A 25526-nucleotide genomic window follows, 5' to 3' on the forward strand; every position below is an offset into this window, starting at 1 on the left:
TATGCCTCAATACAACCCACCACTCCGCGACATTCAATTTGTAATTCATGAGCTACTAGATGCTGGTAAGGAGTTTTCTAACCTACCAGCCTATCAAGATGTTGATAAAGACACGATGAATCAAATCATCGAGGAAGCCGGTAAGTTTGCTAGCGAAATTGCTTTCCCTTTGAATCAGATTGGCGATAAGGAAGGCTGTACACGCCATGATGATGGATCGGTCACAACACCCACTGGCTTTAAGCAAGCCTACGAGCAATACGTTGCTGGTGGCTGGCCCGCCCTATCCTGCGATCCCGAGTATGGTGGGCAAGGATTGCCGCAATTACTCAATACCGTTCTTTATGAAACTCTGAACTCAGCCAATCAATCTTGGACGATGTATCCAGGCTTATCACACGGTGCCTACGAGTGCTTGCATGCCCATGGCACTGATGAGCAGAAAAAAACCTACCTTGAGAAATTAGTATCTGGTCAATGGACTGGAACAATGTGTTTAACTGAACCACATTGCGGCACTGATCTGGGCTTACTTAAAACCAAAGCTGAACCTCAAGCTGATGGTACTTACGCTATTACCGGAACAAAGATCTTTATTTCCAGCGGAGATCATGATCTTGCTGAGAACATTGTTCATCTTGTTCTTGCACGGTTACCGGACTCACCTATCGGCAGCAAGGGCATCTCCTTGTTTGCGGTACCGAAGTTTCAGGTTGGGTCAGATGGCTCGGTTGGCAAGCCTAACGCAGTTTCCTGTGGATCTCTTGAACACAAGATGGGTATCCATGGCAATGCCACTTGCGTCATGAACTTTGATGGCGCCATTGGCACCCTAGTTGGAGAACCTCACAAGGGTTTAAATGCCATGTTCGTCATGATGAATGCGGCTCGCCTTGGTGTAGGAATGCAAAGTCTTGGATTAACTGAAGTGGCTTATCAAAACTCAGTTGTCTATGCAAAAGAACGTTTACAGATGCGCAGCCTCACTGGAGCGAAAGCACCTGAAAAGGTAGCGGATCCGATTATTGTTCATCCCGATGTACGCAGAATGTTATTGACCCAACGAGCCTACGCAGAAGCCGGGAGAGCATTCTCCTACTGGGTAGCCCTCATGATCGATACCGAACTCAATCATCCAGATGAAAAAGTTCGCAAAGAAACGGGTGAGATGGTTGCCCTACTCACCCCAATTATTAAAGCATTCTTGACTGATAACGCTTTTGAAGCTACCAATGAAGGCATGCAGGTATTTGGTGGTCACGGTTACATTGCTGAATGGGGCATGGAGCAGTATGTGCGTGACGCTCGCATCAATATGATCTATGAAGGTACCAATACGATTCAATCACTAGATCTTTTAGGACGCAAAGTACTTGGTGATATGGGAAAAAAACTTACCAAATTTGGAAAGATTATCGAAAAGTTCATTGAGGATGAAGGCGTTCGCAAAGAAATGCGGGAATTTATTGACCCCCTTTCTGATATCGCCGTTAAAGTTGAAAAACTCACTAAAGAGATTGGTATGAAAGCCATGATGAATCACGAAGAAGTAGGAGCTGCTGCCGTTCCCTACCTACGTGTAGTGGGTCATCTGATTTACTCCTATTTATTTGCACGCATGGCCAAAATTGCACTTGCCAATAAATCTAGCAACGATCCTTTTTATCAAGCGAAATTGGCCACTGCCCGCTTTTACTTTGACAAACTCCTGCCTGAGACCGCAATGCTGATTCGTCAAGCGCGCGCCGGCTCCAAATCGTTGATGGCAATGCCAGCTGAATTTTTCTGAGAGACTGAATATGAGTGAAAACAAGATTATTAAAAAAGTAGCCATCCTGGGTGCTGGCGTCATGGGCGCACAGATTGCCGCCCAATGCATTAATGTTGGGTTACCAGTTGTCTTATTTGACCTGCCGGGAAAATCGGATGATGGCAAACCAGTTCATAAAAATGCGATTGCCCTTAAGGCTATTGAGAATCTTAAGAAACTCAAGCCCGCCCCTTTAGGCCTTGCGAGTGATGCTAATTTGATTCAGGCAGCCAACTATGAAGATGACTTGGGGTTGTTAGCCGACTGTGATCTCATAATTGAAGCGATTGCAGAGCGTTTAGATTGGAAGCATGCTCTCTATGAGAAAGTTGCCCCGCATATTCCAGCGCATGCATTATTTGCCACCAATACGTCTGGCCTACCTATTGGCGAACTAGCTAAGGGTTTCTCAGGCGATCTAAAGAAACGCTTTTGCGGTGTGCATTTCTTTAATCCACCGCGCTACATGCATTTACTGGAACTCATTCCTGCCGCCGATACTGATGCAGTAGCATTAGATGCGCTAGAGACATTTATGACATCTACCATGGGTAAAGGTGTTGTCAGAGCTAAAGACACACCAAACTTTATTGGTAATCGCGTAGGCGTGTTCTCAATTTTGGCGGTCTTTGCTGAAGCGCAAAAGTTTGGTCTTGGGTTTGATGCGGTGGATGCAATCACTGGCAGCAAACTAGGTCGCGCCAAATCAGCGACCTTTAGAACTAGCGACGTTGTTGGCTTAGATACCATGGCTCATGTAATCAAAACCATGGAGAACTCTCTACAAGGGGATCCCTTCTCAACTCTATTTAAAATTCCAGACGTAGTAACTCAGCTTATTGCCAAAGGCGCCTTAGGCCAAAAGGCAAAGGCAGGCTTCTATCGAAAAGACGGTAAGAATGTTCTTGTACTGGATGCCGCTACCGGTGAATACAAGCCCTCCACCGCAACTATTGAACCTTTAATTGAGCGTATTCTGAAAAAGCCAATTGCTGAGCGCCTTGAGTTACTCCGTGATACCGATGAACCACAAGCGCAATTCCTATGGGCTATTTATCGTGACATCTTTCACTATTGCGCGATTCACTTGGGTGAGATTGCACAATCTGCCCGTGAAATCGATTTTGCAATGCGTTGGGGTTATGGCTGGAATCTAGGACCCTTTGAGGACTGGCAAGCTGCCGGTGTAACGCAAGTGGCTAACTGGATCAAGGAAGATATTGATGCTGGCAAAACACTCAGCAAGGAACCATTACCAGCTTGGCTGTTTAGCGGTCCCGTAGCTGATAAGCAAGCTTTCCACACTCCTGAAGGCTCATGGTCTGCATCTGAAAATAAATACATTCCACGCTCTTCCTTGCCGGTTTATCAAAAGCAAGTATTCAGAGCACCATTATTGGGAGATGGTTCACCAGATCCTAAAACTGCGGGCACTACTATTTTTGAAAATACCGACTTCCGCGCTTGGGTCGATGCCAATCAACCTGAGGTCTTAATTGCATCCTTCCGCTCGAAGATGAATACCTTTAGCCCAGACGTATTAAGCGGCCTACAAAAGGCCGTAGAGATTGCAGAAGCAAACTACGCGGGATTAGTCATCTGGCAGCCGACATCCTTAAAGCTTGGTACTCCTGGCGGACCCTTCTCTGCAGGCGCCAATTTAGAAGCTGCTATGCCTATGGTTATGAAAGGCGGCCCCGCTGGAGTTGAGCCATTCGTCAAAGAGTTTCAAGATACGATGATGAAAATCAAATACTCCCAAGTGCCTGTAGTTGCCGCAGTCTCTGGTATTGCCCTAGGGGGTGGTTGTGAATTAGTTCTCCAATCTGCGCGCAGAGTTGCTGCTATGGAAAGCTATATTGGCCTGGTGGAAGTTGGTGTTGGCTTATTACCTGCTGGTGGCGGACTTAAAGAAGCAGCCATTCGTGCGGCTCAAGGCGTTGCGCTTGCTGGGAACACCAATTATTTGGATTTTACCAAAGCCGCTTTTGAAAATGCTGCAATGGCTAAGGTTTCTTCATCAGCTCAAGAAGCAATGAAGATGGCTTACCTCCAAAAGGGTGACATTATCGTTGCAAACGTCTATGAATTACTGGCTTTGGCACAAGATCAAGTCAAAGCAATGCGCTACTCCGGATACAGACCTCCTATACCAACCTTAATACCGGTTGGTGGCCGTTCTGTTGCCGCCACCGTGATGGGTCAAGTAGTCAATATGCGTGACGGTGGCTTTATCTCTGAACACGATGCGCACATTGCTCAGAAGATCATTCAGATCATTACTGGTGGCGATGTCGATGCAGGAACGCTTGTTACTGAAGAGTGGCTGCTCAAACTGGAGCGCCAGGCATTTGTGGAGCTCATTGGTCACCCTAAATCCATGGAACGGATTATGGGTATTCTCCAAACTGGCAAGCCTGTTAGAAACTAATTTACCGAGATATCACTATGAAAAATATTCAAGACGCATATATCGTTGCTGCCACTCGCAGTGCCGTTGGTAGATCTGGGCGAGGTGCATTAAAAAATACTCGTCCGGATGACTTACTTGGCAACGCCTTACAACATATTCTGACGCAAGTACCCACCCTAGATCCCAAAGCCATTGAGGATGCCATTATTGGCTGTGCCATGCCAGAAGGTCAACAAGGATTGAATGTGGCCCGCATTGGATTACTCCTAGGTGGTCTACCAAATACTATTGGCGGTATTACTGTCAACCGTTTCTGCTCGTCTGGATTAAATGCCATTGCTATGGCAGCTGACCGCATTCGGGTTGGCGAAGCGGATGTGATGATTGCTGGCGGTGTTGAGTCAATGAGTATGGTTCCCATGGGTGGCAACTCTCCATCGATGTCACCAGAAATCTTTATGGCCGATGAAAACATTGGTATTGCTTACGGTATGGGCTTAACCGCCGAGAAAGTTGCGCAACAATGGAAGATCAGTCGCGAAGATCAAGATGCTTTTGCATTTCATTCTCATCAAAAGGCTATGGCCGCACAAGCCGCCGGTGAATTTAACTCTGAAATCTTTCCTGTCAAGGTTGCCCATCGCTCGATGAATCTGGATAAAGGCCAAGTGGATATACAGTGGCGTGAATTTTTGAAAGACGAAGGCCCACGGATCGATACCTCGCTTGAAGGGTTGGCGAAACTCAAATCTCCATTCGCCGCTAGAGGTAGCGTGACCGCTGGCAATAGCTCACAAACCTCTGATGGTGTTGGCGCACTCATCTTAGCCAGTGAAAAAGCGATCAAGACCTTTGGCCTCACTCCTTTGGCACGTTTTGTAAGTTTTGCCGTCAAAGGCGTTGCCCCGGAGATTATGGGCATCGGCCCTAAAGAGGCTATTCCAGCTGCGTTAAAACTGGCTGGACTCAATTTGCAGGATTTGGACTGGATCGAGTTAAACGAAGCGTTTGCAGCCCAGTCTTTAGCGGTCATTCGAGATCTTGGTTTGGATCAAAGCAAAGTCAATCCTTTGGGTAGCGCTATTGCTCTTGGACATCCTTTGGGCGCAACAGGCGCCATCCGAGCTGCAACAGCGATTCATGCGCTACAGAGACGTAATCTTAAACACGCCATGGTGACGATGTGCGTTGGTACCGGTATGGGCGCTGCTGGAATATTTGAGCGTTGCTAATCAGCTTTTATCAAAAATGGGAGACATCAGAATGTTAAAAAAACAAATCATTCTATCGGCCTGTATTCTTGGTCTGATTGCTGGCAATACGTATGCTCAAGCTACCGATCCAGCTATTGGGGTTTGGAAAACAATTGACGATAAAACCAATCAACCGGCTTCCTTAATTAAGATTGAAGAGGCCAATGGGTTTTTACAGGGCACCATCATCAAAACATTCCCAGCCCCAGGCGAAACGCCGCTAGTTTATTGCAATCTGTGCAAAGACGATCGTAAAGATAAGCCTCTTATTGGCATGAAAATCATGAGTGATCTTAAGCAAGATGGGGCAGGCACTTGGTCAGATGGAAAAATCTTAGACCCAAAGAATGGCGAAACCTACAAAGTTAAGGTTGCAACTGAAGATGGCAAAAAGATGGATGTCCGCGGCTATATTGGCATTCCATTATTAGGTCGCACCCAAGTTTGGTACAAAGCTGAGCAGTAATCTACAGATCATTTAAAAAATATGAGCAATCAACCTCTTCCAGAAGTTCTACGCAAACATTTGGCGGATGGTAATTTACCCGTCATTGCAGCCCCACTTTTTATTATCAGCAATCCTAAATTAGTGATTGCCCAGTGCAAAGCGGGTGTGATTGGCTCTATGCCAGCCCTCAATGCCAGACCTGCTGAACAGCTTGAAGAATGGTTGATTGAAATTACTACTGCCTTAGCGGAATACAACAGAGAACACCCGGATAAGCCAGCCGCACCTTTTGCCATTAATCAAATTGTGCACAAGAGCAACGATCGTCTTGAACATGATATGGCGCTATGCGTCAAATACAAAGTACCCATCATCATTACCTCCCTTGGTGCACGCGAAGAAATTAATACTGCCGCACATAGCTATGGCGGAATCGTATTGCATGACATCATCAATAATGCTTTTGCTAAAAAGGCGAAAGAAAAAGGTGCTGATGGCTTAATTGCAGTTGCAGCTGGTGCTGGTGGACATGCCGGCATTAAAAGTCCTTTTGCATTAATTCAGGAAATTCGGGAATGGTTTAAAGGACCATTAGTACTGAGTGGCTCCATTGCTACTGGCGGTGCAGTTTTAGCAGCCCAGGCCATAGGCGCTGACTATGCGTATATCGGCTCTGCATTTATTGCCACTGAAGAAGCGCGTGCGAGTGAAGACTATAAGCAAGCAGTGGTTGATTGCAACTCAGATGATATTATCTTGAGCAACCTTTTTACTGGTGTTTCTGGGAACTATTTAGCACCCTCTATTCGCAATGCTGGCTTGGATCCAGATAATCTTCCAGAAAGCGATCCGAGCAAAATGAACTTTGGTGGCGCAGCCCAGAAAGCCTGGAAAGATATTTGGGGCTGTGGTCAAGGTATTGGCGCCGTAAAAGCAGTTACGCCTACAGCGCAGTTTGTTGCTCGATTAAAAGTTGAATATGATCAAACTAAAGCAATTTTGCTTAAAGGTGCAGCGTAGATCACATGATTAATCACCATCTGTCTGACGGGATTCTGAAGATATTACTGAACCGTTCTGAGAAAAAGAACGCATTTACTAATGCAATGTATCGTGAACTTACACAGACACTCTTTGATGGAGATCAAAACCCTCAAGTGAAGGTGATGTTGATCTCTGGGGCTGGCAATGCCTTTTCAGCAGGTAACGATATTGTGGATTTCATGCAATCGCCGATTACACATGAAGATGCGCCACCCATTAATTTGTTAAAGGCGCTAGCAGGACTAACTAAGCCTTTAATCGCAGCAGTTGATGGAGTTGCGGTTGGCATTGGGGCAACATTACTGTTTCATTGCGATTTGGTATACGCGCAGAAGAATGCTCGTTTTATATTTCCTTTCGTTTCCTTGGGCTTGGTTCCAGAGGGTGCGGTCTCATTATTGCTACCACGTCTCGCTGGCCATCAAAAGGCTTCAGAAATATTGCTTTTTGGTGAACCCATCAGCGCTGATGAAGCCCATCAAATTGGATTTGTAAACAAAGTAATTTCAGAACCATCTGCACTGCCTTATGCGGAGCAGAGAGCCAAAAAACTAACTACCTTATCCTCCGGATCAGTCTCAAGAACGAAGTCTTTGTTAAAAGAGGGTGAACTTAAGGCTGCAGTACTCAATCAAATTGATATTGAAGGCAAGCACTTCATCGATAGACTCCATAGTCCAGCAGCAAAAGAAGCGCTGACCTCCTTTTTAGAAAAGCGCACCCCCAATTTTGATGGGCTAGATTAGCGACCTGCTCGGATCAGGTCTACTGCTTTTTCAGCGATAGCAATGATGGGAGCATTAGTATTGCCTCCGATTAGGGTTGGCATGATCGAGCCATCAACCACCCTTAGCCCCTCCATGCCATGAACTTTTAAGTTTGCATCAACTACTGCCATTGCATCATGGCCCATCTTGCAGGTGCCCACTGGGTGATAGACCGTATCAGCCCGCTCCCGAATAATCTTCCGAATGTCATCATCTGTTTTTACATTAGGTGTAAAGACATCTTTTTTGCGTATCTTAGTAAACGAGGGGGCATCCATTAGTTGTTTGGTCAGCTTATAACCTTTAACTAGGGTTTCCAAATCCTCTTCTTCAGCCAAAAAAGCTGGATCAATTAATGGTGCGTCTTGCATACTGTTACTAGCTAGCGTAATCTGCCCACGGCTCTTAGGCCTCAGAACGCATACATGACACGAATAGCCATGGGCCATATGTAATTTACGAGCATGATCTTCCACTAAGCTAACTACAAAATGCAATTGCACATCTGGCGCCTCAAGACTGGGATCTGTTTTGAGGAAGCCGCCCGCCTCTGCAAAGTTGGTGGCAATCATACCTTCGCGTGAACGAACATACTTGATAATTTCACCAGTCAATTTAACCGTACCACCTAAAGAAATGCCGATCAGATCAAGGCTATCTGCTGAATAGCCAAAAATAAAGTCTGGATGGTCTTGAAGATTTTGACCTACACCAGGCAAATCATGGATAACTGGTATATCGAATTTCTTTAACTCTTGAGCAGGCCCCACCCCTGAAACCATGAGTAATTGTGGGGAATGGAAGGCGCCTGCACACAGAATAACTTCTTTGTTAGCGCGCATGATGTGCTGTTTACCACCCTGCATATAGCTCACGCCCACAGCGCGCTTACCTTCGAACAAAATACACTCAACCTGAATACCAGTTTGCACATTTAAATTTTTTCGTTTACCCATATGGGGGTGTAAATAGCCACGCGCTGCACTCCAGCGCTCACCATTTTTATGGGTAACTTGATAAATCCCTAAACCCTCTTGCTCAGCACCATTGAAGTCTTCCGTAACCGGAAATCCGGCTTCCTTGGCTGCATTCAAATAGATTTGCTGAAAAGGATTATGTGACTGCAGATTTGATACAGATAAAGGGCCATCAATACCGTGGAAGGAATTCTGAATTGTGGTGTTGTTTTCGCTTTTCTTAAAGTAAGGAAGTAGCTCGTCATATGACCAGCCTATATTGCCAAGCGCTGCCCAGTGATCGTAATCAGAGCGATGCCCTCTGGTGTAAATCATGGCATTAATCGCCGAAGAGCCACCTAAACACTTTCCTCTGGGCTGATATCCTCGACGGCCGTTTAAGCCCTTCTGGGGTACCGTTTGAAAGGCATAGTTATTGATTGATGTGGGTAACATAGCTACGGCAGCCGCAGGCGTTTTAACGACCCAGCTATCACCATTACCGCCAGCCTCCAGCAATACAACGCTAGTGCCGGCATCCTCGCTAAGTCGTCCTGCCATCACACTACCAGCAGACCCACCACCCACGACAATGTAATCAAAGGCCTGAGACTTCATTGTTGATTACTCCAGTGATTCATCAGCTTTGATCTAGCTGAAGGCTGTATATTGATTTTGCTCATATCCCCAGCGTAATGGCGCACTACCCGTCTGTCCATTAAGGCAAACCAGAGGGGCGGGCAATACGCCAAGGTAATCATGGATGCATAACCACCTGGCAATTGAGGAGCCTCTCCAAAATGACGTAATGCTTGATAACGTCTAGTTGGATGAGCATGATGATCAGAATGGCGCTGTAGGTGATACAACAAAATATTTCCGACTATATGGTTACTGTTCCAAGAGTGCTCTGGTGCACAGCGCACGTACCCACCATTTTGATCTTTTTGACGTAACAGACCGTAGTGCTCTACATAGTTCACAACTTCCAACATCGAGGCAGCGTAGATGCCCTGAAGGACAAGAAAGATTAGTGCCGCCCATCCCAACCAAAATATGAGAGCACCGTACAAGAGAATCGTGAGAGACCAAGCTTGGAGATTTTCATTCTGAATACTCCAAACGACCCTCCCTTTTCTTTTTAAGCGTTCTCGCTCTAATTCCCATGCGGAAATTAGGCTGCCCAATACAGTACGCGGCAGAAATGCCCAAAAACTTTCCCCCATACGGGCGCTAGCAGGATCCTCTGGTGTTGCCACCCGCTTATGATGGCCGCGGTTATGTTCCACAAAGAAGTGGCCATACATACTGGAGGCTAATGCCAATTTAGAAAGCCAGCGATCTACGGACTCTTGTTTATGCCCTAACTCATGAGCAGTTCCAATGCCAATACCATTGGTAGATCCCACAGTAAATACTAGGGCGATGTAGGCATACCAATCTAAAGACTGAGTCGCTGCCAGCCAAGTTCCATAGACTGTGCCAATGAGCTGAAAGGGAACATAAACCCAAACCAGCGCGCGATAAAAGAAATCTTTATTTAAGCTCTCGACAGCGGATTCCGGAGGATTGCTAAAGTCTTCACTAAAAGTCAGATCTAAGATAGGGATGGCGATATGAATGATGGCTGGGGCAAAAAGCAAATAGAGCCAATGACCGGTCAATACGAATGCCAGAATAGAGGCGGTAAAAGCAAATGGAATGGTTGGGCTCAATAACCAAAGCCAGCGCTTATCATTCCACTCTGGACCTTGGATTGTTGTTATGCCGTTCATAACCACATCTTAGCCTCCACTCAAAAAAATTGCTTGATTTGATGGCCTGCATTTCTAGGCGCTATGCTCAGAGTACCTTAGTGAAATCCCTAATGATGGAGCGCCATTAAAGCCTCATTAGTGACCGATAAGGCCCGATCCGAATGGAGGTTTAGATAACCAGATTAGGGGCATCAGCGCCACCAAAATGAGTCCTGCCAATAGCATTAGCTGATTGGTTGAAAGCATGTAGGCCTGAGAGGTAACCAAGTTATCAACTAAGGCATATCGCTGCATTTCTGTCATGCCGAGTTTGGCAGTTGTTTCCATCAATTGTTGGTATGCAAGATTCCCCGTCTGAATATTGCTCATGAGGTTCTCATGCTGTCTAATCGCATTGTCCTGCCAGAGCGTAGTGGCAACCGCTGTTCCTACACTGGCACCCACGTTTCTTAAAAAGTTAGAGATACCCGTACCAGAAGCGATTTGACTCCCCCTGAGCTGTGACATAGAAATTGCAGACATTGGCATGAAGAATCCTGCAATACCCACACCCATAATGAGGCGAGCAAACATCAGTGTTTTTTCATCGACGCCAGTTGTAAAGCCGGCAGCCATCCAGCACCCAATTGCCATGGCGGCAAATCCAATAGTAGCAATGATTCTCGCGTCAATACGATGGATATTGGCCCCAAATAAAGGGCCACAAAATAAAGCCAATACTCCAGTGATTGCCATGACCTTGCCAGAGTTAAATGCGGTATAGCCCAATTGGGTTTGCAGCCATAAAGGGCCGATCACAATGTAGATGTAAAAGGCAAAAGATCCTATCCCCAAGCAGATGGCAGAGGTACGAAAGTTCACCAGCCTAAATAAGCGCAAATCCACAATGGGGTGCTCTGCCCCCAACTCCCAGAGAACAAAGGCGACCCAAGAGATAAAGGAGATCGTTGCTAAAGTTGCAACGAATGATGATGACAACCAATCTAATTCACTACCCTTATCAAGTGCAATTTGCATCGAGGCGACAGCAGCAACTAGTAGCGCTATGCCAATAAGATCAATTTTCTCTTTAGAGGACTCAGGCTTTGGAGCCCCATACAACCAGTAAACCATCACAGCAATCAAAATGCCAAATGGCAAATTGATATAGAAAGCCCAACGCCATACCAAATTATCGGTAAGCCAGCCACCAATTAAGGGTCCTAATACAGGCGCCACTATGGTAGTTGTCGCCCAAATACCCAATGCCATACCCCGCTTTGCTGGCGGATAACATTTCATGATCAAGGTTTGGGAAAGCGGAATCATTGAAGCGCCAACAATGCCTTGCAAGATGCGCGAGATGACCAGCACCTCGAAGGATGGCGCCAACCCACACAGCATTGAAGCTATCGTAAAAAGTATTGTGGCAAAGATAAACTGACGTACCTCGCCAATTCTCTTGGCTAGAAAGCCGGTTAATGGCAAAAAGATAGCTTCGCTAACTGCGTAGGAAGTAATGACCCAGGTCCCTTGAGTTGGGCTAATAGCAAAATCTCCTGCAATAGTTGGTAAAGCAACGTTTGCAATGGACATATCAAGAACGTTCATAAAGGATCCCAAGGCAAAAGCCAAGGTTCCAAGTACCAGCTTATATCCCTTAAGAGGCTCTAGCTCAGGCGCACTCATAAGGGCTAATTATGGCTTCTTAGAGTTCGTCAATAGAGACTGAATATGGCGCTCAGCTTTATCAAATTGCTTTTGATAAATAGTAGTGTCACTAATGGGACCTTTATCCATCGCCTGTAGTGAACTACCATCGCGATCACTAGTATCGACTTTAACATTCATTGATAAGCCAATATTTAAGGGGTGCTTACTTAACTCATTACTATCCAGCGCGATTCTCACAGGTAAGCGCTGCACTACTTTTACCCAATTTCCTGTGGCATTCTGAGGTGGCAAAAGGGCTAAAGTGGAACCTGTTCCAGGGGCAAAGCCAACTACCTTGCCATGAAATTCCATCTTGCCTCCGTAGATGTCAGATTCCAATTTCACCGACTGTCCAATGCGAATATTTTTAAGCTGATCTTCTTTAAAATTCGCATCAACCCAAATCTGATCGCCCGCAACCATCATTGCCAGTTGAGTGCCTGGAGCTACACGCTGGCCAACTTGAGCATACCGCTTTGCTATTGTGGCTTTAGCTGGACTTTGAACATCGACTCGAAGCAGATTGATGTAGGCTTGGCGGGCATTAGCCATCGCCTTTAGCAAGGCCAACTGAGAGTGTTCCAGCTCCTCTTTTGACACACTGGCATCGCCCTGTAAGACCTTACGCTTTTGGTAATCTGCATTCGCATTGCGCAAATCAATGTCTGCTTTTTCAGATGCAATCAGTACTTCTGTAGGGTCAACCCTAAAGAGTGTTTGGCCCTCCTCGACAGATTGGGTTTCAGAAACATTGACAGTAGCAATCGCGCCTTCTATTTGGGATACAACCTGAATCTGAGAACCTGCTACATATGCATCATCAGTAGATTCTGAATTACGGCTAAAAATAAGCCAGTACAGCAGTCCTAAAAGAAAGACGCCAACCAGGATCGCGAAAAAGATCTTGAAAGCTTTTGGTCGATTAAAACCGCCATTGTTTGTAGTAGTGTCCATGGATATTCCGAGTGAAATACTTATTGAGTTTGTCCGCTTAATTTCGCTTGAGTTCTAGATTCAGATTTAGACTGAAGATAAGATCCGCCTAAGGCCTGAACCAGCACCACATTGGCAGTTAACAGTTTGGATTTAGCATCTGCATAGTTTTGCCCCTGCAACAGATAAGCCTGCTCCGCAGTTAAAGACGCTTCTTTGGAGGCGATTCCAACCTCGCTTCTACTGCGCGTAATTTCAAAATTTCTTTTGGCGTTTATCTCGGCATTAGCGAAGCCCTCATAATTAGCCTGTGTATTCTTCACAGATCCAATGCTATCGGCAACCTCTCGCAAAGCTTGTACTAGTTGCTCCTGATATGAGGCAATCGCTTGGTTTCGATTGGCTTCTTTGCCAGTTACGTTGGCATCAATTACGCCGCCATCAAAGATTGGCAGATTTATCGCAGGGCCGATACTAAATTGCTGACTTCTGCTAGAAAAAAGTTGGGATAAGCCAAATGATTGAACTCCGATGAAACCTGCAAGATTCACGTCCGGCAAGTACTCTAACTTTGCACCTTCTAATTGCAGCTTTGCTACATCAATCTGACTTAACAATGCCTGTAAATCAGGCCTGCGCTCCAATAGATCGGATGGGATAACTTCGGGGAGACTAAGATTGGTTGCCTGAATCGATGGGGCCTTGAGCGATTCACCCCAGGATGGGCCCTCTTGAACCAAAGCAGCAAGTTGATGCTGCATCATCTTCACACTCAAATTAGACTGATTTACATTAGCTTGAGCAGACTCTAATTCTACCTTGCGCTGATTTACTGTCAACGCATCAACTAGACCTGCGTGCTGGCGGTCAATGGCAATACGCAGTAAATTCTTTCTGACCTCAAGCTCCCTCGCATAGAGTGCTCGAGCCTGAACCATATGGTCATAGTCAAAATAAACGCGCACAATCGTTGTCGAGAGAAGAAGTTCTGAGGCTTTGTAATTTGCTTGAGCAACAAGTACCTGATTCTTGGCGGCATCAAAATACTTCTTTTGCTTTCCCCAAATATCCAAAGACCAACTCAGTGAAGCATTGGCTAGTCCGTATCCAGTGTAAATAGGCATGCCAGGCACAAAAATATAATTCTGTGAAAGTTGTTGTCGATCAACCTGACCTCCAACACTTACCTGAGGAATAAATGCCGCCCTTTCACTCTCTAACATCGCTTGGGCTGCCGCTATCCTTGCGCCTGATGTATCCAAGCTAGGAGACTGCTTAAGCCCCAGTTGAATCAATTGATTTAACTGGGGGTCGCCAAATGCCGTCCACCATGCATCTTCAATAGGATTAGTACTGCTGTTATTGCTATTGGTTTGTGTAGCCAGCTTTGGCTCAAGCACATCAATGGATTTCGCAGCTTGCTCAGGCAATGCCTGCCTAGGAAAAAAGGCACAAGCCGATAGGAGAGAGCCTATGGACGTCACTAGGACTACGCTACATACCCAAGCTAAGCGCCTCATGAGCTCACCTCAAGTTGCTGTAAATTATTTTTTTCAATTCGCAATAAGAAATCGCGTAATTGATCAAATTCTTTTTGCGTAAAGCCATTTAATGACTGATTTAATAGATCGCACCACAGTGGTGGAATCGATATTGCCGCCTTCTTTCCGTCAGCAGTGAGCGATAGGCCAATTACACGTCCGTCCTTTTTGGAGAGCTCTTTTTGTATGAGTTTCATCTTTTCCAGTTTTTGAACCACGCGCACTGTTGCTGCGGCATTAACTCCTAACGCTTGCGATAAGGAAGAAATCGTAGCCGCTTCAGAATGTGAAACGAGGAGCAACACGCTCATCTGCGCTGCAGTAATACCAAGATCTGCCAGCCTCAAATCACCTAGGCGTTGATAGCTTGATTTGTTACGCAACATCAAATAAGCCACACTCCCCTGGGGGCGGTAATTATCCGGGGTGTAGAAAGAGGATGGTGAAGGGCTGGTATTTTTCATAAAACTAATTGACTAGTCAATGAATTTTATAACACAAGAACTTATTTTGCCGGTGCGACTCAGCAGAAATCACCACAAGCTTGATGAGGGTAAAAAACCTTACTTAGGTGCTTTTAGGGTGATTTTGGGCTCAAATTAAGGAATAAGGTAACTAGGAATCGTTAGCAAGAGCCTGACTTAAAGCCGCCAAAAAGAGTTCTTGGCCGAGATGAACTTTCGCCTGCCAGTCTTCCCCAGAGTCTTCATTAGCTTCATCGGTGATGTATTTAAATGATTGCCAAGGTATGTGATGATCATGTGCAATCGCAGCAATTGCAAATAGCTCCATATCAACAACATCAACACCTTGGCTATGCAACCAAGGATCGGATGCCGTCACAAAGCTATCACCAGAGCCACAGATAAATCTTCCGGTAGATACATACTCTTGTGGTCTAGCGCAAAAAGGAGTGCTGCCGCGGGGTGCTAGTGGCTCAGCATCCATATCGCGCTGAATGACCTTACCGATTTCTAGTAGCCCCTGTAATTCTGTTTTGATTTTCCCTGCGGTACCGAAATTCAATATTCTCTTTGGTGAGTATTGGTGAATGGCTTTGATGCTGGTTATGGCAGCATTAATTTTGCCAACGCCTGAATAAACAATTTCCACCCCACTTGGCAGAGCTTCACGCTTGAGCTCGGACTCTAATGCGGTAATAATAAGAAGTTCTGTTTTCATATTGGCTGTTGATGAATTTATTAGATTATCTACCCGGAGTCCCGGACTTTCCTAAGCCAGGGATCCTATTCAGGGATATCTCCCCACTTTTAGCCAATCCAGCAGCATTTAAGGAGGCTACCCTTCGACTAGAGGCGCTGGCCCAGCAGTTTGACTACAGCCATATTCTAGGTATTGAGTCACGTGGATTTATCTTTGGTGCTGCCCTAGCCCACCAGGCTCATAAGGGGCTCGCCTTAGCCCGAAAACCCAATAAGCTACCCTTGGCTAGCCATCGAGAATCCTATGGCCTGGAATACGGCTCTGACTCTCTGGAGATTCAGCAATCCACCCTGCCGGCTGGGGCACGAGTTTTGATCCTAGATGATGTTTTGGCTACTGGCGGAACCATCATTGCAGCCAGTCAGTTACTTAAAAAAGCAGGGTTTGAAGTAGCGGGGGCTTTAACTTTTTTAGAAATCGCCGGTTTAAATGGTGGCGACCTGCTAACTCGAAAAGGAATTACTAATAAAACCGTACTAATAGCCTAAGGGCTAGAGTTACACCAGCTTCTTGGCGGTTTTGAGTAGCTTGACAGCGCCCCAGCCTACAGCAAGCACCTTACTAGCAAGCTTGGGTTTGTAGTGGGCCAGTACAGCAAATGCGCCAGTCCACAGCACTGGGGTGCTCTTCACAAAATTAAAGGCATCTACACCCCTATCAGCCCAAGATAAGGGCTTTTCTATTGGTTCAAAATGCAAGGCAAAATCAGCGCGCTCTTGCGCCGCGCGCTCCTGAAGAACTCGCTGCCGAGCTAGAAGCTCTGAAATCTTTCGACTCATCGCTTAGCAAGCTCCTGGCGATCTTTGGATAGCTCAGCAATCGTTGCTTCAAATAATTTAGGCATAGTCTTGAGAGAACGCAAGACTACCAGCGCCAAAATAATTCCGACGGATAAGAATCCACCAGTAAGCAGACTTAATGCGAAGATGCGATCAGCCTCCCAGCTATAAATAACAATGAGCAAGGCCAGCATCACTAAACCAAAAAACAAGAAAAATAAGGTAAAGATGATCATGACCATCAAACTCAAAAACTTAGCGCGTGCAATCTGAACATCAGTGGAGATCAACTCCAGACGCGTCTGGGCGATTGACGCACCTGTAGAGACTAGATTCTTGAGGGACGATAAAAGATTTTCTTGGGACATGAGTGCCTAGCGACGACGAATAAAGAGGCCAATTAACAGGCCAAGACCAGCAGCAACGCCGACTGCCTCCCAAGGATTGCGATGAACGAACTCATCAGCACCCTCAGCAACGACTTTAGCCTTTTCAGTCAAAGTGCCTTCCATTGAAGAAAGGCTTTCTTTCGCATTATTGAGCGTATCCAAAGCCTTTGAGCGAATAGCACTCAGAGGTCCATCCTCATGGCTTGCTGTTGCTTTTATAAGATCTTCAGCATCCGCCATGAGCGCCTTGAAGTCACCAATCAAATTCTCAGAGTTAATCTGAGCTTCTTCATGGTGGATAGTTGATTTTTTAGCAGTCATTACCGCTCCTAGTTGATAGGCTTAAAGGAATTAATTGATCCATTCTAAGCAATTCCACTCAGCAATTACAGTATTAGCACTGTCATCCCAGCATTGCCTTCCTTAAAGTGCTTAAGATAGGCTTTAAGGCCTGGCCTTCTTCGCAAAAGCGCATGATAGGACTCGCTACCAAAGGCGGTTTGCTCGCCAAAATGGTATTCATCGACGCGGTCTGAAAAATAGTTATTTTCGAGGGCGTCATGTACGACCCACTTTATTCTTCCGCCCTCGCCACTTGCTCCATAGCCATGGATCAAGATCATTGCCTTAATGCCCACTTCTGATGCGCGGCGTAGAGCAATGGTTAAGCGATCCAAAGCCCCTTCAGCACTTGGACTATCGAACTTCAAATTCAGCACCATCGTATCGCTATGCGGGATAGGAAGCTCCTCGCTTCCGCATTGACGACACTCCCCAATCATCCCCCTGGGGTTGCCACATTCCAGACATTCAAATGAATGGGTCATCACACACCTTTATCGATGATTGGTAAAACCCATTCACCCCATTCACACAGCATTAAGAGCAGTACTTTGCTTCCAATGCAGATGCTGAATTGACTTGATCATCAACCATACGATTTAAGGTCATCTGCGCTGCATCTTTATTTTCCTGAACCTTGAGATTCAAATTAATTAGGCCGGCCACATCCTTGCGAATAGATGTATTGCCGTAACGTAAACCTTTCAATGTGGAAACTGCTTCAGCCGAGATCTTACATTGCTGACTTACCAACTCAGAAGAATCAGATGAGGTATTTGCGTATGCAAATGCAGCTACGGAGATTGAGGCTACAGCTAATAGAGTTTTTTTCATCTTATTTCCTTAATTTGTGACCACACGTTGGACAACAACCTGAATCTTTTGCTTTTGTTTTTCTTAAGGCGGCGTAGACGCTAGATTCTGAAATCTCCATCTTCCTAGCGGCTTGAGCTGCGGTCATCCCCTTCCCTATCCAATCTAAAGCTTGATGTGTTTTTGGTATCGCTCTTCTCATTTACCCTCCTTTAGTAATACTATACCACAGAAGTTGTGAGGTTGTGAACTTTAGTAATAAATAATTATGCGGGCAAAGAAAAGGGGTTCGAATGCTTAAAGAGGATGGGATTTAGCGAATACGCCGGCAAGCAGATGAAGGTCCGGCATTGAAAGCCATATACGAATTATTGTTAGGTCTCACCCACCGCATTCTGGACAAGATGAAGGAAGTAACAGCAATTGCAATTAATTATGTCGATCCTGAATGCTGATGGTTGGCGGGAGGCTATTGAGCGATCAAAACATGAATAGCTTTTACTTTGATATCAAGATCATCGATGAAACCAATACCAAGGATGAGAAGGCTAGATACATCAAAGAGGCTTTTGAAGGCTTTGCTCGCATCCTAGGCAATCTGCATAAAGAGAGTTATATCTACGTCCAGGATGCAAGGGTTGCCTCTTATAGATATGGTGGAAAGACCCAGGAATATCGATACCACCATTAGGCAATCACTTAGCCGCACCGGTCTTTATGTCCAATGTGTCATTGCGCCACCTTGGGCATAAAAGATCGTTTCTTTGCCTATAACCATCAAGGGTGCGCAAGCCACCCTTTTGGGGTGCCCTTGACGGAAATAGACCGCCTATATTCCACCTATTTAAATCAGTAAATGACTCATAAATTAGTCATTAATGTATTTAAGGACTTATTTATGAGTCATTTTTATTGACCAATGAGATCTAAACAGCTATATTAGGGCCTTATACTTAATGAAGAGCATGAGGCAACTATGCGCGTAGATCAACAGCTATCTCTAGCATCAAAGCAACTTGGCCAATCCGCTGAAATAGCCCAATGCCTGGTTTCCTTGCGCATTGCTCGTCATGTTCGCCAAGGTGAGGCTGCGGTTCGTGCCGGCCTTGCTCGTGCAACTGCCCAGCGTATTGAAAAAGGTGATCCTGGCGTTGCCATTGGCGCGCTCCTGCGTTACTTAGATGCAATCGCTCCAGGCATGACCCTACTGCAACTCTTAAGCGGCAATGATCCTGCGATTGCTGCCTTGGAGCGTCGTTTGCGCCCACAACGCGTTCGCGACTTAAGTGCAGCTGAAATGAAAGCGCTTGATTTCTGATGGCAAACACAACCAAAGACCTGTTTGTCTTTGCCAATCTTGATGGTGAATTTGTGCCAGCAGGACAACTGCAAGTAGATGAGGAAGGCTCAAGACTTATTGCCTCTTCATTTGCCTATGGCCTGCGCTACCTAGATAGGGGCACTGCACAGGAAATTGATCCTGTTGCCCTTAGTCTTAAGAATAAAAGTGAGATCAAAGGCAAGCGCCTCGTTCCTCCAAATGGTCTAGAAGTTTTTGGCGGAATTCGTGATGCTGCTCCTGATTCTTGGGGAAGAAGAGTCATTGAAGCAAGACTTAAGGTTCCAGCTAATAGCCTGCCTGAATCAACCTACCTTCTTGAGGCTGGTAGCGATCGCATTGGGGCATTAGATGTTCGAGCCTCCTTAGATCAAGAAGAGCGCCCTGCTCATGAAAGTATTCACAATCTATCTTACGTACTGGAAGGTGCGCAAAAGATTGAGGCTGGCTTACCAGTTTCCGAAGCGCTATCCAAAATTTTGATTGTGGGTAGCGGCCTAGGGGGTATGCGCCCAAAGGCAAGCGTGCGCGACGATGACAACATTTTATGGATGGCCAAGTTCCCAGGCAATAATGATGGCGCTTTAGATGTACCAAGCATTGAATACGCCACCCTCAAACTTGCGCAGTTAGCTGGTCTTAATGTAGCTCAAACCCAATTAGAGCAAGTCGGCAAGAAAAAGGTGTTGATGGTCAAACGCTTTGATCGCTCTTGGATCGCCTGTGCTCGACCAGTAGAAATTCGTCATCATGTGGTTAGCGCCCTCACCCTTGTTGCTTGCCACGAATCAGAGTCCAATACAAAAAGCTATATGGATATTGCGGATGCTATACGCAGATATTGCCTGGTTCAAACCGTCAAATCGGATGTTGAAGAACTATATGCACGCATGATCTTTAACCTTTTTGTCAGCAACGATGATGATCATCTACGCAATCATGCCTTCTTATGGAATCAGGAGCTTAAAGGCTGGAGTCTAAGCCCACTCTATGATGTGATGCCCCATGCAGTCATTGCAAGTGAGCGCTATCAACATCTAGGCATTGGACCTCAAGGCAAGCTAGCAACCCTAGACAATGCCTATGGGGCTAAAGAACGCTTTGGTTTATCTGCGCAGCAAGCAAGCTCCATTATCGATCGCATATGGCGAGTAACGAGGCAGTCGAAAACACACTTCGAAAGCCTTGGAATTCCTGCAGATCAAATTGAAGGAATCTCTCTGGCCTTTAGGCATATTGATGATATTTGTAGTCCTGAATTAATCAAGACTTTAGCTAAGAGTTAATCCCTCATTAAGAAGATCTTGCCCGACAACTAGATTTCAACAATAAGAGCTGGATTGAATTCTGGGTTTTCAGCGTGGTTAGATCGAACATAACCACGAGGATTACAAACTACCCTAGTGCCATTCATTTCATATCTTGAATTGAGGCCAATTGGCTTATCTACGCAAAAATCCTAAATCAAGCTATGTTTTAGTGGTGGGTAGGCTGGTGGGTAGAGTCGTTTACAGAAAAAGAAAAAGCCCCGGTTAAGGGGCTTAGTGGTTTGTCGTAGCGGCTCAAGCAGGTAAATCACAAGGATTTTGGCGGAGACGAGAGGATTCGAACCTCCGATCAGAGTTTTAGCCCCGATGCTCCCTTAGCAGGGGAGTGCCTTCGACCAGCTCGGCCACGTCTCCCTGCTTGATGCCTTTACAACGACCCACAGTTTAACGGATTCCGTTGGCTGAGGGTTTTTACTGCGTTTTTGAAGCGTTTACTGCGTGTTTATTACTTCTGATCCAGCTCAAATGCCTTATGGAGAGCACGAACAGCCAGCTCCATGTATTTCTCATCGATCACAACAGAAATCTTAATTTCGCTAGTAGAGATCATCAAAATATTGATGCCCTCTTCCGATAAGGTGCGGAACATTTTGCTTGCAACACCAACGTGGGAACGCATGCCAACGCCAACCACGGACACTTTAGAAACCTTTGGATCACCAGTGATTTCTTTAGCTTCGATATGGGCTTGAACGTTGTTCTTAAGTAAGTCCAAGGCCTTTTGATAATCGGCACGTGGCACTGTGAAAGTGAAGTCCGTCTTACCTTCAAAGGATTGGTTCTGAATGATGATGTCCACATCAATATTGGCATCCGCAATCGGACCCAAAATTTGATAAGCGATACCTGGGCGATCAGGAACGCCAAGAACGGTAATTTTTGCTTCATCACGCGCAAAGGCGATGCCGGAAATAACTGCGGCTTCCATAGTGCTGTCCTCTTCAAATGTAATCAAGGTGCCCGACTTCATCTCTTGATCAAGGGGCATCAACGGGTCTGTCAGTGATGACAGAACACGGGTTTTAACTTTGTACTTACCTGCAAACTCAACTGAACGAATCTGCAATACCTTCGAACCCAAACTTGCCATTTCTAGCATTTCTTCAAAAGTAATTTTGTCTAAGCGACGTGCATCTTCGCAAACACGGGGGTCAGTCGTATAGACACCGTCTACGTCTGTATAGATCAGGCACTCGTCCGCCTTAAGGGCTGCAGCCATCGCAACTGCTGATGTATCTGAACCGCCGCGACCTAAAGTAGTGATATTGCCGTTAGGGTCTACGCCCTGGAAACCAGTTACCACCACAGCACGTCCCGCATTGAGATCAGCGAGAATTTTCTTGTCATCAATACTCTTGATGCGTGCTTTAGTAAATGAAGAATCCGTGTGAACAGTGACTTGCCAACCTGCATAGCTGACTGCATCCACACCTTCGCGTAGCAATGCCAAAGCCAATAAGCCAGAGCTCACTTGCTCACCTGTCGAGGCGATTTGATCGAGTTCGCGTGGGCTTGCATTGGGATTGATATCCTTTGCCAAACCAAGTAAACGATTGGTTTCGCCAGACATAGCTGAAGGCACCACCACTACCTGGTGACCTGCACGCATCCACTTGGCAACGCGTTTAGCAACATTCTGAATGCGCTCAACTGAGCCCATTGAGGTGCCACCATACTTATGAACGATAAGAGCCATAAAAACCGTCGTATTGTCTATTTACAGGGAATTACATTCCCTAGGGTCTAAAAGGGGCTTATTTTACAGGGTTTTTATAGTCCAAAACGTGGGCATTGACAGTAGCTAGGTCTAGCGATAGGATTGGTGTTACTAAAGTAACACCAGGAGACCATTATGAGCATTGTTAGCACAACCTCCCTAAAGCTCACCGAAGAAATAAAACTACAAGCTACAAATGCAGCTAAAGAGCTTGGCATGACTCCACACGCATTTATGGTGGAAGCTATTAAGCAAGCCAGCCTCAATGCGGAAATACGCAGAAACTTTATTCAGCAAGCCAACATTGCTCGTCAAGGGGTTATCAAGAATGGTAAGGTCTTCGAATCAGACAAGGTTTTTGAGGCAATGAAAAACCGTATCACAGGGAAAAAAACTATATTGAAAGTTAGCAATTGGTAAGAATTGTTTTTGCTCCCCAAGCACTTGATGATTTAGAGCGACTTACTGACTTCCTAATAGAAAATGACAAAAGTGCTGCACTTCTCACAATTGAACTCATTGAAGAAGCTGTAAAAATTCTAGCAAGGCACCCGCTAGTTGGAAGACTTTGCGATACCCATCTAAGGGAGCTGGTGATTTCTCGGGGAAAGAGTGGCTATATCGCCTTATATAGCTTTGAGGAATCAAAAAATACGATCCTCATCAATGCCGTTCGCCACCAAAAAGAATCGGGCGGGATTTACTAAGTTAAAGCAATTCCCAGCAAGGCAAAACTCTTTTCCCACCTGGAACCAAATGCGGGTAACTGACCCCCACCCCCGCTACAGCCACAAGCTGCTCGTTGATATAGAGCAATGGTACCTGTCGCTCCCAAGGTGGCGTGTCGGACTCCTGGAAGAGGTTCTTAAGCGTCTTACGCGGAGCATTGGGCTTGATTTGAATCTTCTCCGCCCCCTGACGCAGTCTTTCCTCAATGCGGCCTTCTGCTTGGGCTTGAGCAACCCAATCCGCAGGGAGCCCAAGCAACTTCCTACTTGTGGGTACGTCCTGAAACACCCAGCGCCCGACTTTGGGCTTGGCTACTTGTAAGGTGTTACGCCACAAATAAATGCTCACCTCATCATGTTGCCACTCTAAGCTTGAATCTGATTTGACGGCATTCAGATCCTTCCACCAAGATTCAAGGCGTTCTTGAGAAGGCATCGCCAGATCATTTAACTTGAGCCAATAGCGCAGCAAATTGTTGGCGGCAGGTCTATCAGCATTAGCGAATGCCAGAAGCGGTTTTAACTTCAGACTCTTAGTCTCAACAATTCCTTTTCCATCTTGACTGGCCAAACGATCCAGCAGAACTTGGGATTGGGCTAGCAAGTCTGCACTGCGAGCCAAGTTAGCAATTACGCCGGGTTGAATTTTTTCCAGCCTTGGAATAATTTCTTTGCGAATAGCATTGCGACGATAGCGCGGGTTTTGATTGCTGGGGTCTTCGACCCATTTCAGTTTATGTTCTTTGGCGTAGGCCTCTAGCTCGGCCTTACTTTGATTTAATAGCGGGCGCCAAAGAGTAATGGTTTTGGCATCTTTTGCGCTGGCATCTTTTGTGTTCGCACGATTGAGTGGCATACCAGAGAGGCCCGCTACACCAGAGCCTCGCAAGAGTTGCAAGAGAACAGTTTCCGCCTGATCATTTTGGTGATGCGCCAGCAGCAGATCTTCAATGCCATGCTCAATACATAAGTCAGTTAAAGCGTCATAGCGCTCTGCCCTTGCTCTGGCTTCGATATTACCTTGGGATTGATCTGCGAAATGCAATAGACGGAAGTCAAAATGCACCCGATACTTTTTAGCCAGCTTCTCGCAGAACTCCAGCCATTGATCCGCAGGCTTTTGCAAACCGTGATGAATATGAAAAACCCAAATCTCAGTTGGCTCTTTGGTAGCATTTGCTTGCACAGCCTTGCAAACCGTATCGAGCAACACAACCGAATCAAGCCCACCACTTAAGGCGAGCCCAATACGTTTGGCTGCTTTGGCTTTTGCCTTAAGGCTTGGCTTCGATTTCCTTGAACTTGCCATAGCTCATCAAGCGTTCATGACGACGCTCAAGAAGCGCATCTACTTTCATGCCATCGAAGGTCTTGAGTGACTCAGCCAAAGCTTTACGCATGCTGTTCATCATGGTCTCGTAATCACGATGTGCGCCGCCAGTTGGCTCGGCGACGATCTTATCAATCAAGCCAATTGCTTTTAAACGTTGTGCAGTCAAACCCAGTTGCTCAGCAGCCTCTGGTGCTTTATCAGCAGTCTTCCAAAGAATAGATGCGCAGCCTTCAGGTGAAATCACAGAGTAGGTTGAGTTTTGCAACATCAACACCACGTCGCCCATGGCAATCGCAAGTGCGCCGCCAGAACCGCCCTCACCAATAATGGTGGCGATGATTGGAACTTCTAATTCAGCCTGAACATAGAGGTTGTGGCCAATCGCTTCGGATTGGTTACGCTCTTCTGCATCGATGCCTGGGAACGCGCCTGGTGTATCGACAAAAGTGAACACAGGCAACTTAAATTTTTCCGCCAAGCGCATGACACGCTTTGCTTTACGGTAACCCTCTGGACGACTCATACCAAAGTTTCTTAAAGCACGTTCTTTAGTATCGCGACCCTTTTGATGGCCGATAACCACACAAGGCTGATTCTCAAAACGGGCTAAGCCAGTAATAATGGATTGATCGTCTGCAAAATTACGGTCACCATGAAGTTCATGAAAATCTGTAAACAATGCGCTCACGTAATCCAGCGTGTAAGGACGCTGTGGATGACGCGCAACTTGTGAAACTTGCCAAGGGCTTAGGTTCGCATAAATATCTTTAGTCAGCTGCTGACTTTTTTCGGTAAGCGTTTTGATCTCATCAGATATATCTACTGATGATTCATCTTGCACAAACTGCAGCTCTTCAATCTTTGACTCTAGTTCAGCGATTGACTGCTCAAAATCCAGGAAAGTCGTTTTCATAGCTTGA

General features: G+C 45.9%; 26 protein-coding genes, 1 tRNA gene and 1 pseudogene. 12 read left to right on the forward strand and 16 right to left on the reverse strand.

The genetic code is table 11. The features are described 5' to 3' along the window. Position 1 precedes the first annotated feature (1 nt). The 6 genes from ICN11_RS03290 to ICN11_RS03315 are packed head-to-tail and all read left to right on the forward strand — an operon-like array spanning position 2 to position 7714. Positions 2-1789 (forward strand): acyl-CoA dehydrogenase C-terminal domain-containing protein, encoded by a 1788-nt coding sequence (locus ICN11_RS03290; RefSeq protein ID WP_216229127.1) that lies wholly within the window; start codon positions 2-4, stop codon positions 1787-1789. Positions 1790-1799: 10 nt separating this feature from the next. After that, the gene (locus tag ICN11_RS03295) at positions 1800-4241 is read left to right on the forward strand and encodes a 3-hydroxyacyl-CoA dehydrogenase/enoyl-CoA hydratase family protein (RefSeq protein ID WP_216229128.1); all 2442 of its coding nucleotides are present in this window, start codon (positions 1800-1802) and stop codon (positions 4239-4241) included. A gap of 17 nt (positions 4242-4258) precedes the next feature. Beyond that, positions 4259-5455, forward strand: a complete 1197-nt coding sequence (locus ICN11_RS03300) for an acetyl-CoA C-acyltransferase (protein WP_216229129.1) — start codon at positions 4259-4261, stop codon at positions 5453-5455. A gap of 31 nt (positions 5456-5486) precedes the next feature. Further along, the gene (locus tag ICN11_RS03305; RefSeq protein ID WP_215322062.1) at positions 5487-5942 is read left to right on the forward strand and encodes a DUF2147 domain-containing protein; all 456 of its coding nucleotides are present in this window, start codon (positions 5487-5489) and stop codon (positions 5940-5942) included. Positions 5943-5963: 21 nt separating this feature from the next. Beyond that, positions 5964-6944 (forward strand): nitronate monooxygenase family protein, encoded by a 981-nt coding sequence (locus ICN11_RS03310; protein WP_216229131.1) that lies wholly within the window; start codon positions 5964-5966, stop codon positions 6942-6944. Between the two features lie 5 nt (positions 6945-6949). After that, a complete protein-coding gene (locus ICN11_RS03315; RefSeq protein ID WP_216229132.1) occupies positions 6950-7714 on the forward strand; it encodes an enoyl-CoA hydratase in 765 nt (254 codons plus the stop codon). Here ICN11_RS03315 and ICN11_RS03320 read toward each other — a convergent pair. The 7 genes from ICN11_RS03320 to ICN11_RS03350 all read right to left on the reverse strand — a co-directional run bounded on the left by ICN11_RS03320 (position 7711) and on the right by ICN11_RS03350 (position 15796). Next, positions 7711-9309: a GMC family oxidoreductase gene (locus tag ICN11_RS03320; RefSeq protein ID WP_216229133.1), complete on the reverse strand. Its 1599-nt coding sequence runs from the start codon at positions 9307-9309 to the stop codon at positions 7711-7713. The genes ICN11_RS03315 and ICN11_RS03320 overlap by 4 nt on opposite strands. Beyond that, the gene (locus tag ICN11_RS03325) at positions 9306-10466 is read right to left on the reverse strand and encodes an alkane 1-monooxygenase (RefSeq protein ID WP_216229134.1); all 1161 of its coding nucleotides are present in this window, start codon (positions 10464-10466) and stop codon (positions 9306-9308) included. The genes ICN11_RS03320 and ICN11_RS03325 overlap by 4 nt, the downstream gene beginning before the upstream one ends. Before the next feature lie 117 nt (positions 10467-10583). After that, complete coding sequence (locus tag ICN11_RS03330; protein ID WP_216229135.1) at positions 10584-12116, reverse strand: DHA2 family efflux MFS transporter permease subunit; 1533 nt, start codon at positions 12114-12116, stop codon at positions 10584-10586. Between the two features lie 9 nt (positions 12117-12125). Continuing rightward, on the reverse strand, positions 12126-13094 hold the full coding sequence (locus ICN11_RS03335) for an efflux RND transporter periplasmic adaptor subunit (RefSeq protein WP_216191502.1): 969 nt from the start codon (positions 13092-13094) through the stop codon (positions 12126-12128). 20 nt (positions 13095-13114) lie between these two features. After that, complete coding sequence (locus ICN11_RS03340; protein ID WP_216229136.1) at positions 13115-14593, reverse strand: efflux transporter outer membrane subunit; 1479 nt, start codon at positions 14591-14593, stop codon at positions 13115-13117. Further along, entirely contained in the window at positions 14590-15078 is a 489-nt protein-coding gene (locus tag ICN11_RS03345; protein ID WP_216229137.1) for a MarR family winged helix-turn-helix transcriptional regulator, read from the reverse strand. The genes ICN11_RS03340 and ICN11_RS03345 overlap by 4 nt, the downstream gene beginning before the upstream one ends. Before the next feature lie 151 nt (positions 15079-15229). After that, positions 15230-15796: a 5'-methylthioadenosine nucleosidase gene (locus ICN11_RS03350; RefSeq protein WP_216229138.1), complete on the reverse strand. Its 567-nt coding sequence runs from the start codon at positions 15794-15796 to the stop codon at positions 15230-15232. A gap of 11 nt (positions 15797-15807) precedes the next feature. Here ICN11_RS03350 and ICN11_RS03355 point away from each other — a divergent pair, with 11 nt between their 5' ends. Next, on the forward strand, positions 15808-16326 hold the full coding sequence (locus ICN11_RS03355) for an adenine phosphoribosyltransferase (protein WP_216229139.1): 519 nt from the start codon (positions 15808-15810) through the stop codon (positions 16324-16326). A gap of 9 nt (positions 16327-16335) precedes the next feature. Here ICN11_RS03355 and ICN11_RS03360 read toward each other — a convergent pair whose 3' ends face one another. The 5 genes from ICN11_RS03360 to ICN11_RS03380 form a co-directional block, all read right to left on the reverse strand. Then, positions 16336-16617 (reverse strand): YqjK-like family protein, encoded by a 282-nt coding sequence (locus ICN11_RS03360; protein WP_216229140.1) that lies wholly within the window; start codon positions 16615-16617, stop codon positions 16336-16338. After that, positions 16614-16985 carry a phage holin family protein gene (locus ICN11_RS03365; protein ID WP_216229141.1) on the reverse strand — a complete coding sequence of 124 codons (372 nt, stop codon included), beginning with the start codon at positions 16983-16985 and terminating at the stop codon, positions 16614-16616. The genes ICN11_RS03360 and ICN11_RS03365 overlap by 4 nt, the downstream gene beginning before the upstream one ends. A 6-nt stretch (positions 16986-16991) precedes the next feature. Then, complete coding sequence (locus tag ICN11_RS03370; RefSeq protein WP_216229142.1) at positions 16992-17327, reverse strand: YqjD family protein; 336 nt, start codon at positions 17325-17327, stop codon at positions 16992-16994. Positions 17328-17392: 65 nt separating this feature from the next. Further along, on the reverse strand, positions 17393-17833 hold the full coding sequence (locus ICN11_RS03375; RefSeq protein WP_216229143.1) for a Smr/MutS family protein: 441 nt from the start codon (positions 17831-17833) through the stop codon (positions 17393-17395). A 52-nt stretch (positions 17834-17885) separates the two neighbouring features. Beyond that, positions 17886-18182 (reverse strand): hypothetical protein, encoded by a 297-nt coding sequence (locus ICN11_RS03380; RefSeq protein WP_216229144.1) that lies wholly within the window; start codon positions 18180-18182, stop codon positions 17886-17888. A gap of 299 nt (positions 18183-18481) precedes the next feature. On the opposite strand from ICN11_RS03380, the pseudogene ICN11_RS03385 reads away from it, so the two are divergent. The 3 genes and pseudogenes from ICN11_RS03385 (at position 18482) to ICN11_RS03395 (ending at position 20786) form a co-directional block, all read left to right on the forward strand. Next, positions 18482-18852 (forward strand): annotated as a pseudogene (locus tag ICN11_RS03385) (4-oxalocrotonate tautomerase family protein). 285 nt (positions 18853-19137) lie between these two features. Continuing rightward, positions 19138-19479 (forward strand): helix-turn-helix domain-containing protein, encoded by a 342-nt coding sequence (locus ICN11_RS03390; protein ID WP_216229145.1) that lies wholly within the window; start codon positions 19138-19140, stop codon positions 19477-19479. Continuing rightward, positions 19479-20786, forward strand: coding sequence for a type II toxin-antitoxin system HipA family toxin (locus tag ICN11_RS03395; RefSeq protein ID WP_216229146.1), 1308 nt, complete (start codon positions 19479-19481; stop codon positions 20784-20786). The genes ICN11_RS03390 and ICN11_RS03395 overlap by 1 nt, the downstream gene beginning before the upstream one ends. Before the next feature lie 301 nt (positions 20787-21087). Here the strand turns inward: ICN11_RS03395 and ICN11_RS03400 are convergent. Both ICN11_RS03400 and ICN11_RS03405 read right to left on the reverse strand, forming a co-directional pair. Next, a tRNA-Ser gene (locus tag ICN11_RS03400) sits at positions 21088-21182 on the reverse strand. A gap of 91 nt (positions 21183-21273) precedes the next feature. Further along, on the reverse strand, positions 21274-22524 hold the full coding sequence (locus tag ICN11_RS03405) for an aspartate kinase (protein ID WP_216229147.1): 1251 nt from the start codon (positions 22522-22524) through the stop codon (positions 21274-21276). A 156-nt stretch (positions 22525-22680) separates the two neighbouring features. Between ICN11_RS03405 and ICN11_RS03410 the strand changes: the two genes are divergently transcribed. Next, on the forward strand, positions 22681-22965 hold the full coding sequence (locus ICN11_RS03410) for a hypothetical protein (RefSeq protein WP_216229148.1): 285 nt from the start codon (positions 22681-22683) through the stop codon (positions 22963-22965). Then, entirely contained in the window at positions 22959-23252 is a 294-nt protein-coding gene (locus ICN11_RS03415; RefSeq protein ID WP_216229149.1) for a type II toxin-antitoxin system RelE/ParE family toxin, read from the forward strand. The genes ICN11_RS03410 and ICN11_RS03415 overlap by 7 nt, the downstream gene beginning before the upstream one ends. A 1-nt stretch (position 23253) precedes the next feature. Here ICN11_RS03415 and tilS read toward each other — a convergent pair whose 3' ends face one another. Next, positions 23254-24582, reverse strand: coding sequence for a tRNA lysidine(34) synthetase TilS (gene tilS, locus ICN11_RS03420; protein ID WP_216229150.1), 1329 nt, complete (start codon positions 24580-24582; stop codon positions 23254-23256). Beyond that, complete coding sequence (locus ICN11_RS03425; RefSeq protein WP_216229151.1) at positions 24548-25519, reverse strand: acetyl-CoA carboxylase carboxyltransferase subunit alpha; 972 nt, start codon at positions 25517-25519, stop codon at positions 24548-24550. Before ICN11_RS03425 ends, tilS begins: the two co-directional genes overlap by 35 nt. Positions 25520-25526 lie beyond the last annotated feature (7 nt).

The sequence above is a fragment of the Polynucleobacter sp. 78F-HAINBA genome, from assembly GCF_018882325.1.
Taxonomy (GTDB): Bacteria; Pseudomonadota; Gammaproteobacteria; order Burkholderiales; family Burkholderiaceae; genus Polynucleobacter.

Coding starts and splice junctions, on each gene's coding strand:
- ICN11_RS03410 (WP_216229148.1), top strand. CDS start 22,681: ATGAGCATTGTTAGCACAACCTCCCTAAAGCTCACCGAAGAAATAAAA.
- ICN11_RS03305 (WP_215322062.1), top strand. CDS start 5,487: ATGTTAAAAAAACAAATCATTCTATCGGCCTGTATTCTTGGTCTGATT.
- ICN11_RS03365 (WP_216229141.1), bottom strand. CDS start 16,985: ATGTCCCAAGAAAATCTTTTATCGTCCCTCAAGAATCTAGTCTCTACA.
- ICN11_RS03325 (WP_216229134.1), bottom strand. CDS start 10,466: ATGAACGGCATAACAACAATCCAAGGTCCAGAGTGGAATGATAAGCGC.
- ICN11_RS03375 (WP_216229143.1), bottom strand. CDS start 17,833: ATGACCCATTCATTTGAATGTCTGGAATGTGGCAACCCCAGGGGGATG.
- ICN11_RS03405 (WP_216229147.1), bottom strand. CDS start 22,524: ATGGCTCTTATCGTTCATAAGTATGGTGGCACCTCAATGGGCTCAGTT.
- ICN11_RS03340 (WP_216229136.1), bottom strand. CDS start 14,593: ATGAGGCGCTTAGCTTGGGTATGTAGCGTAGTCCTAGTGACGTCCATA.
- ICN11_RS03425 (WP_216229151.1), bottom strand. CDS start 25,519: ATGAAAACGACTTTCCTGGATTTTGAGCAGTCAATCGCTGAACTAGAG.
- ICN11_RS03320 (WP_216229133.1), bottom strand. CDS start 9,309: ATGAAGTCTCAGGCCTTTGATTACATTGTCGTGGGTGGTGGGTCTGCT.
- ICN11_RS03380 (WP_216229144.1), bottom strand. CDS start 18,182: ATGAAAAAAACTCTATTAGCTGTAGCCTCAATCTCCGTAGCTGCATTT.
- ICN11_RS03355 (WP_216229139.1), top strand. CDS start 15,808: ATGAATTTATTAGATTATCTACCCGGAGTCCCGGACTTTCCTAAGCCA.
- ICN11_RS03310 (WP_216229131.1), top strand. CDS start 5,964: ATGAGCAATCAACCTCTTCCAGAAGTTCTACGCAAACATTTGGCGGAT.
- ICN11_RS03335 (WP_216191502.1), bottom strand. CDS start 13,094: ATGGACACTACTACAAACAATGGCGGTTTTAATCGACCAAAAGCTTTC.
- ICN11_RS03370 (WP_216229142.1), bottom strand. CDS start 17,327: ATGACTGCTAAAAAATCAACTATCCACCATGAAGAAGCTCAGATTAAC.
- ICN11_RS03390 (WP_216229145.1), top strand. CDS start 19,138: ATGCGCGTAGATCAACAGCTATCTCTAGCATCAAAGCAACTTGGCCAA.
- ICN11_RS03290 (WP_216229127.1), top strand. CDS start 2: ATGCCTCAATACAACCCACCACTCCGCGACATTCAATTTGTAATTCAT.
- ICN11_RS03350 (WP_216229138.1), bottom strand. CDS start 15,796: ATGAAAACAGAACTTCTTATTATTACCGCATTAGAGTCCGAGCTCAAG.
- ICN11_RS03395 (WP_216229146.1), top strand. CDS start 19,479: ATGGCAAACACAACCAAAGACCTGTTTGTCTTTGCCAATCTTGATGGT.
- ICN11_RS03360 (WP_216229140.1), bottom strand. CDS start 16,617: ATGAGTCGAAAGATTTCAGAGCTTCTAGCTCGGCAGCGAGTTCTTCAG.
- tilS (WP_216229150.1), bottom strand. CDS start 24,582: ATGGCAAGTTCAAGGAAATCGAAGCCAAGCCTTAAGGCAAAAGCCAAA.
- ICN11_RS03300 (WP_216229129.1), top strand. CDS start 4,259: ATGAAAAATATTCAAGACGCATATATCGTTGCTGCCACTCGCAGTGCC.
- ICN11_RS03330 (WP_216229135.1), bottom strand. CDS start 12,116: ATGAGTGCGCCTGAGCTAGAGCCTCTTAAGGGATATAAGCTGGTACTT.
- ICN11_RS03295 (WP_216229128.1), top strand. CDS start 1,800: ATGAGTGAAAACAAGATTATTAAAAAAGTAGCCATCCTGGGTGCTGGC.
- ICN11_RS03315 (WP_216229132.1), top strand. CDS start 6,950: ATGATTAATCACCATCTGTCTGACGGGATTCTGAAGATATTACTGAAC.
- ICN11_RS03345 (WP_216229137.1), bottom strand. CDS start 15,078: ATGAAAAATACCAGCCCTTCACCATCCTCTTTCTACACCCCGGATAAT.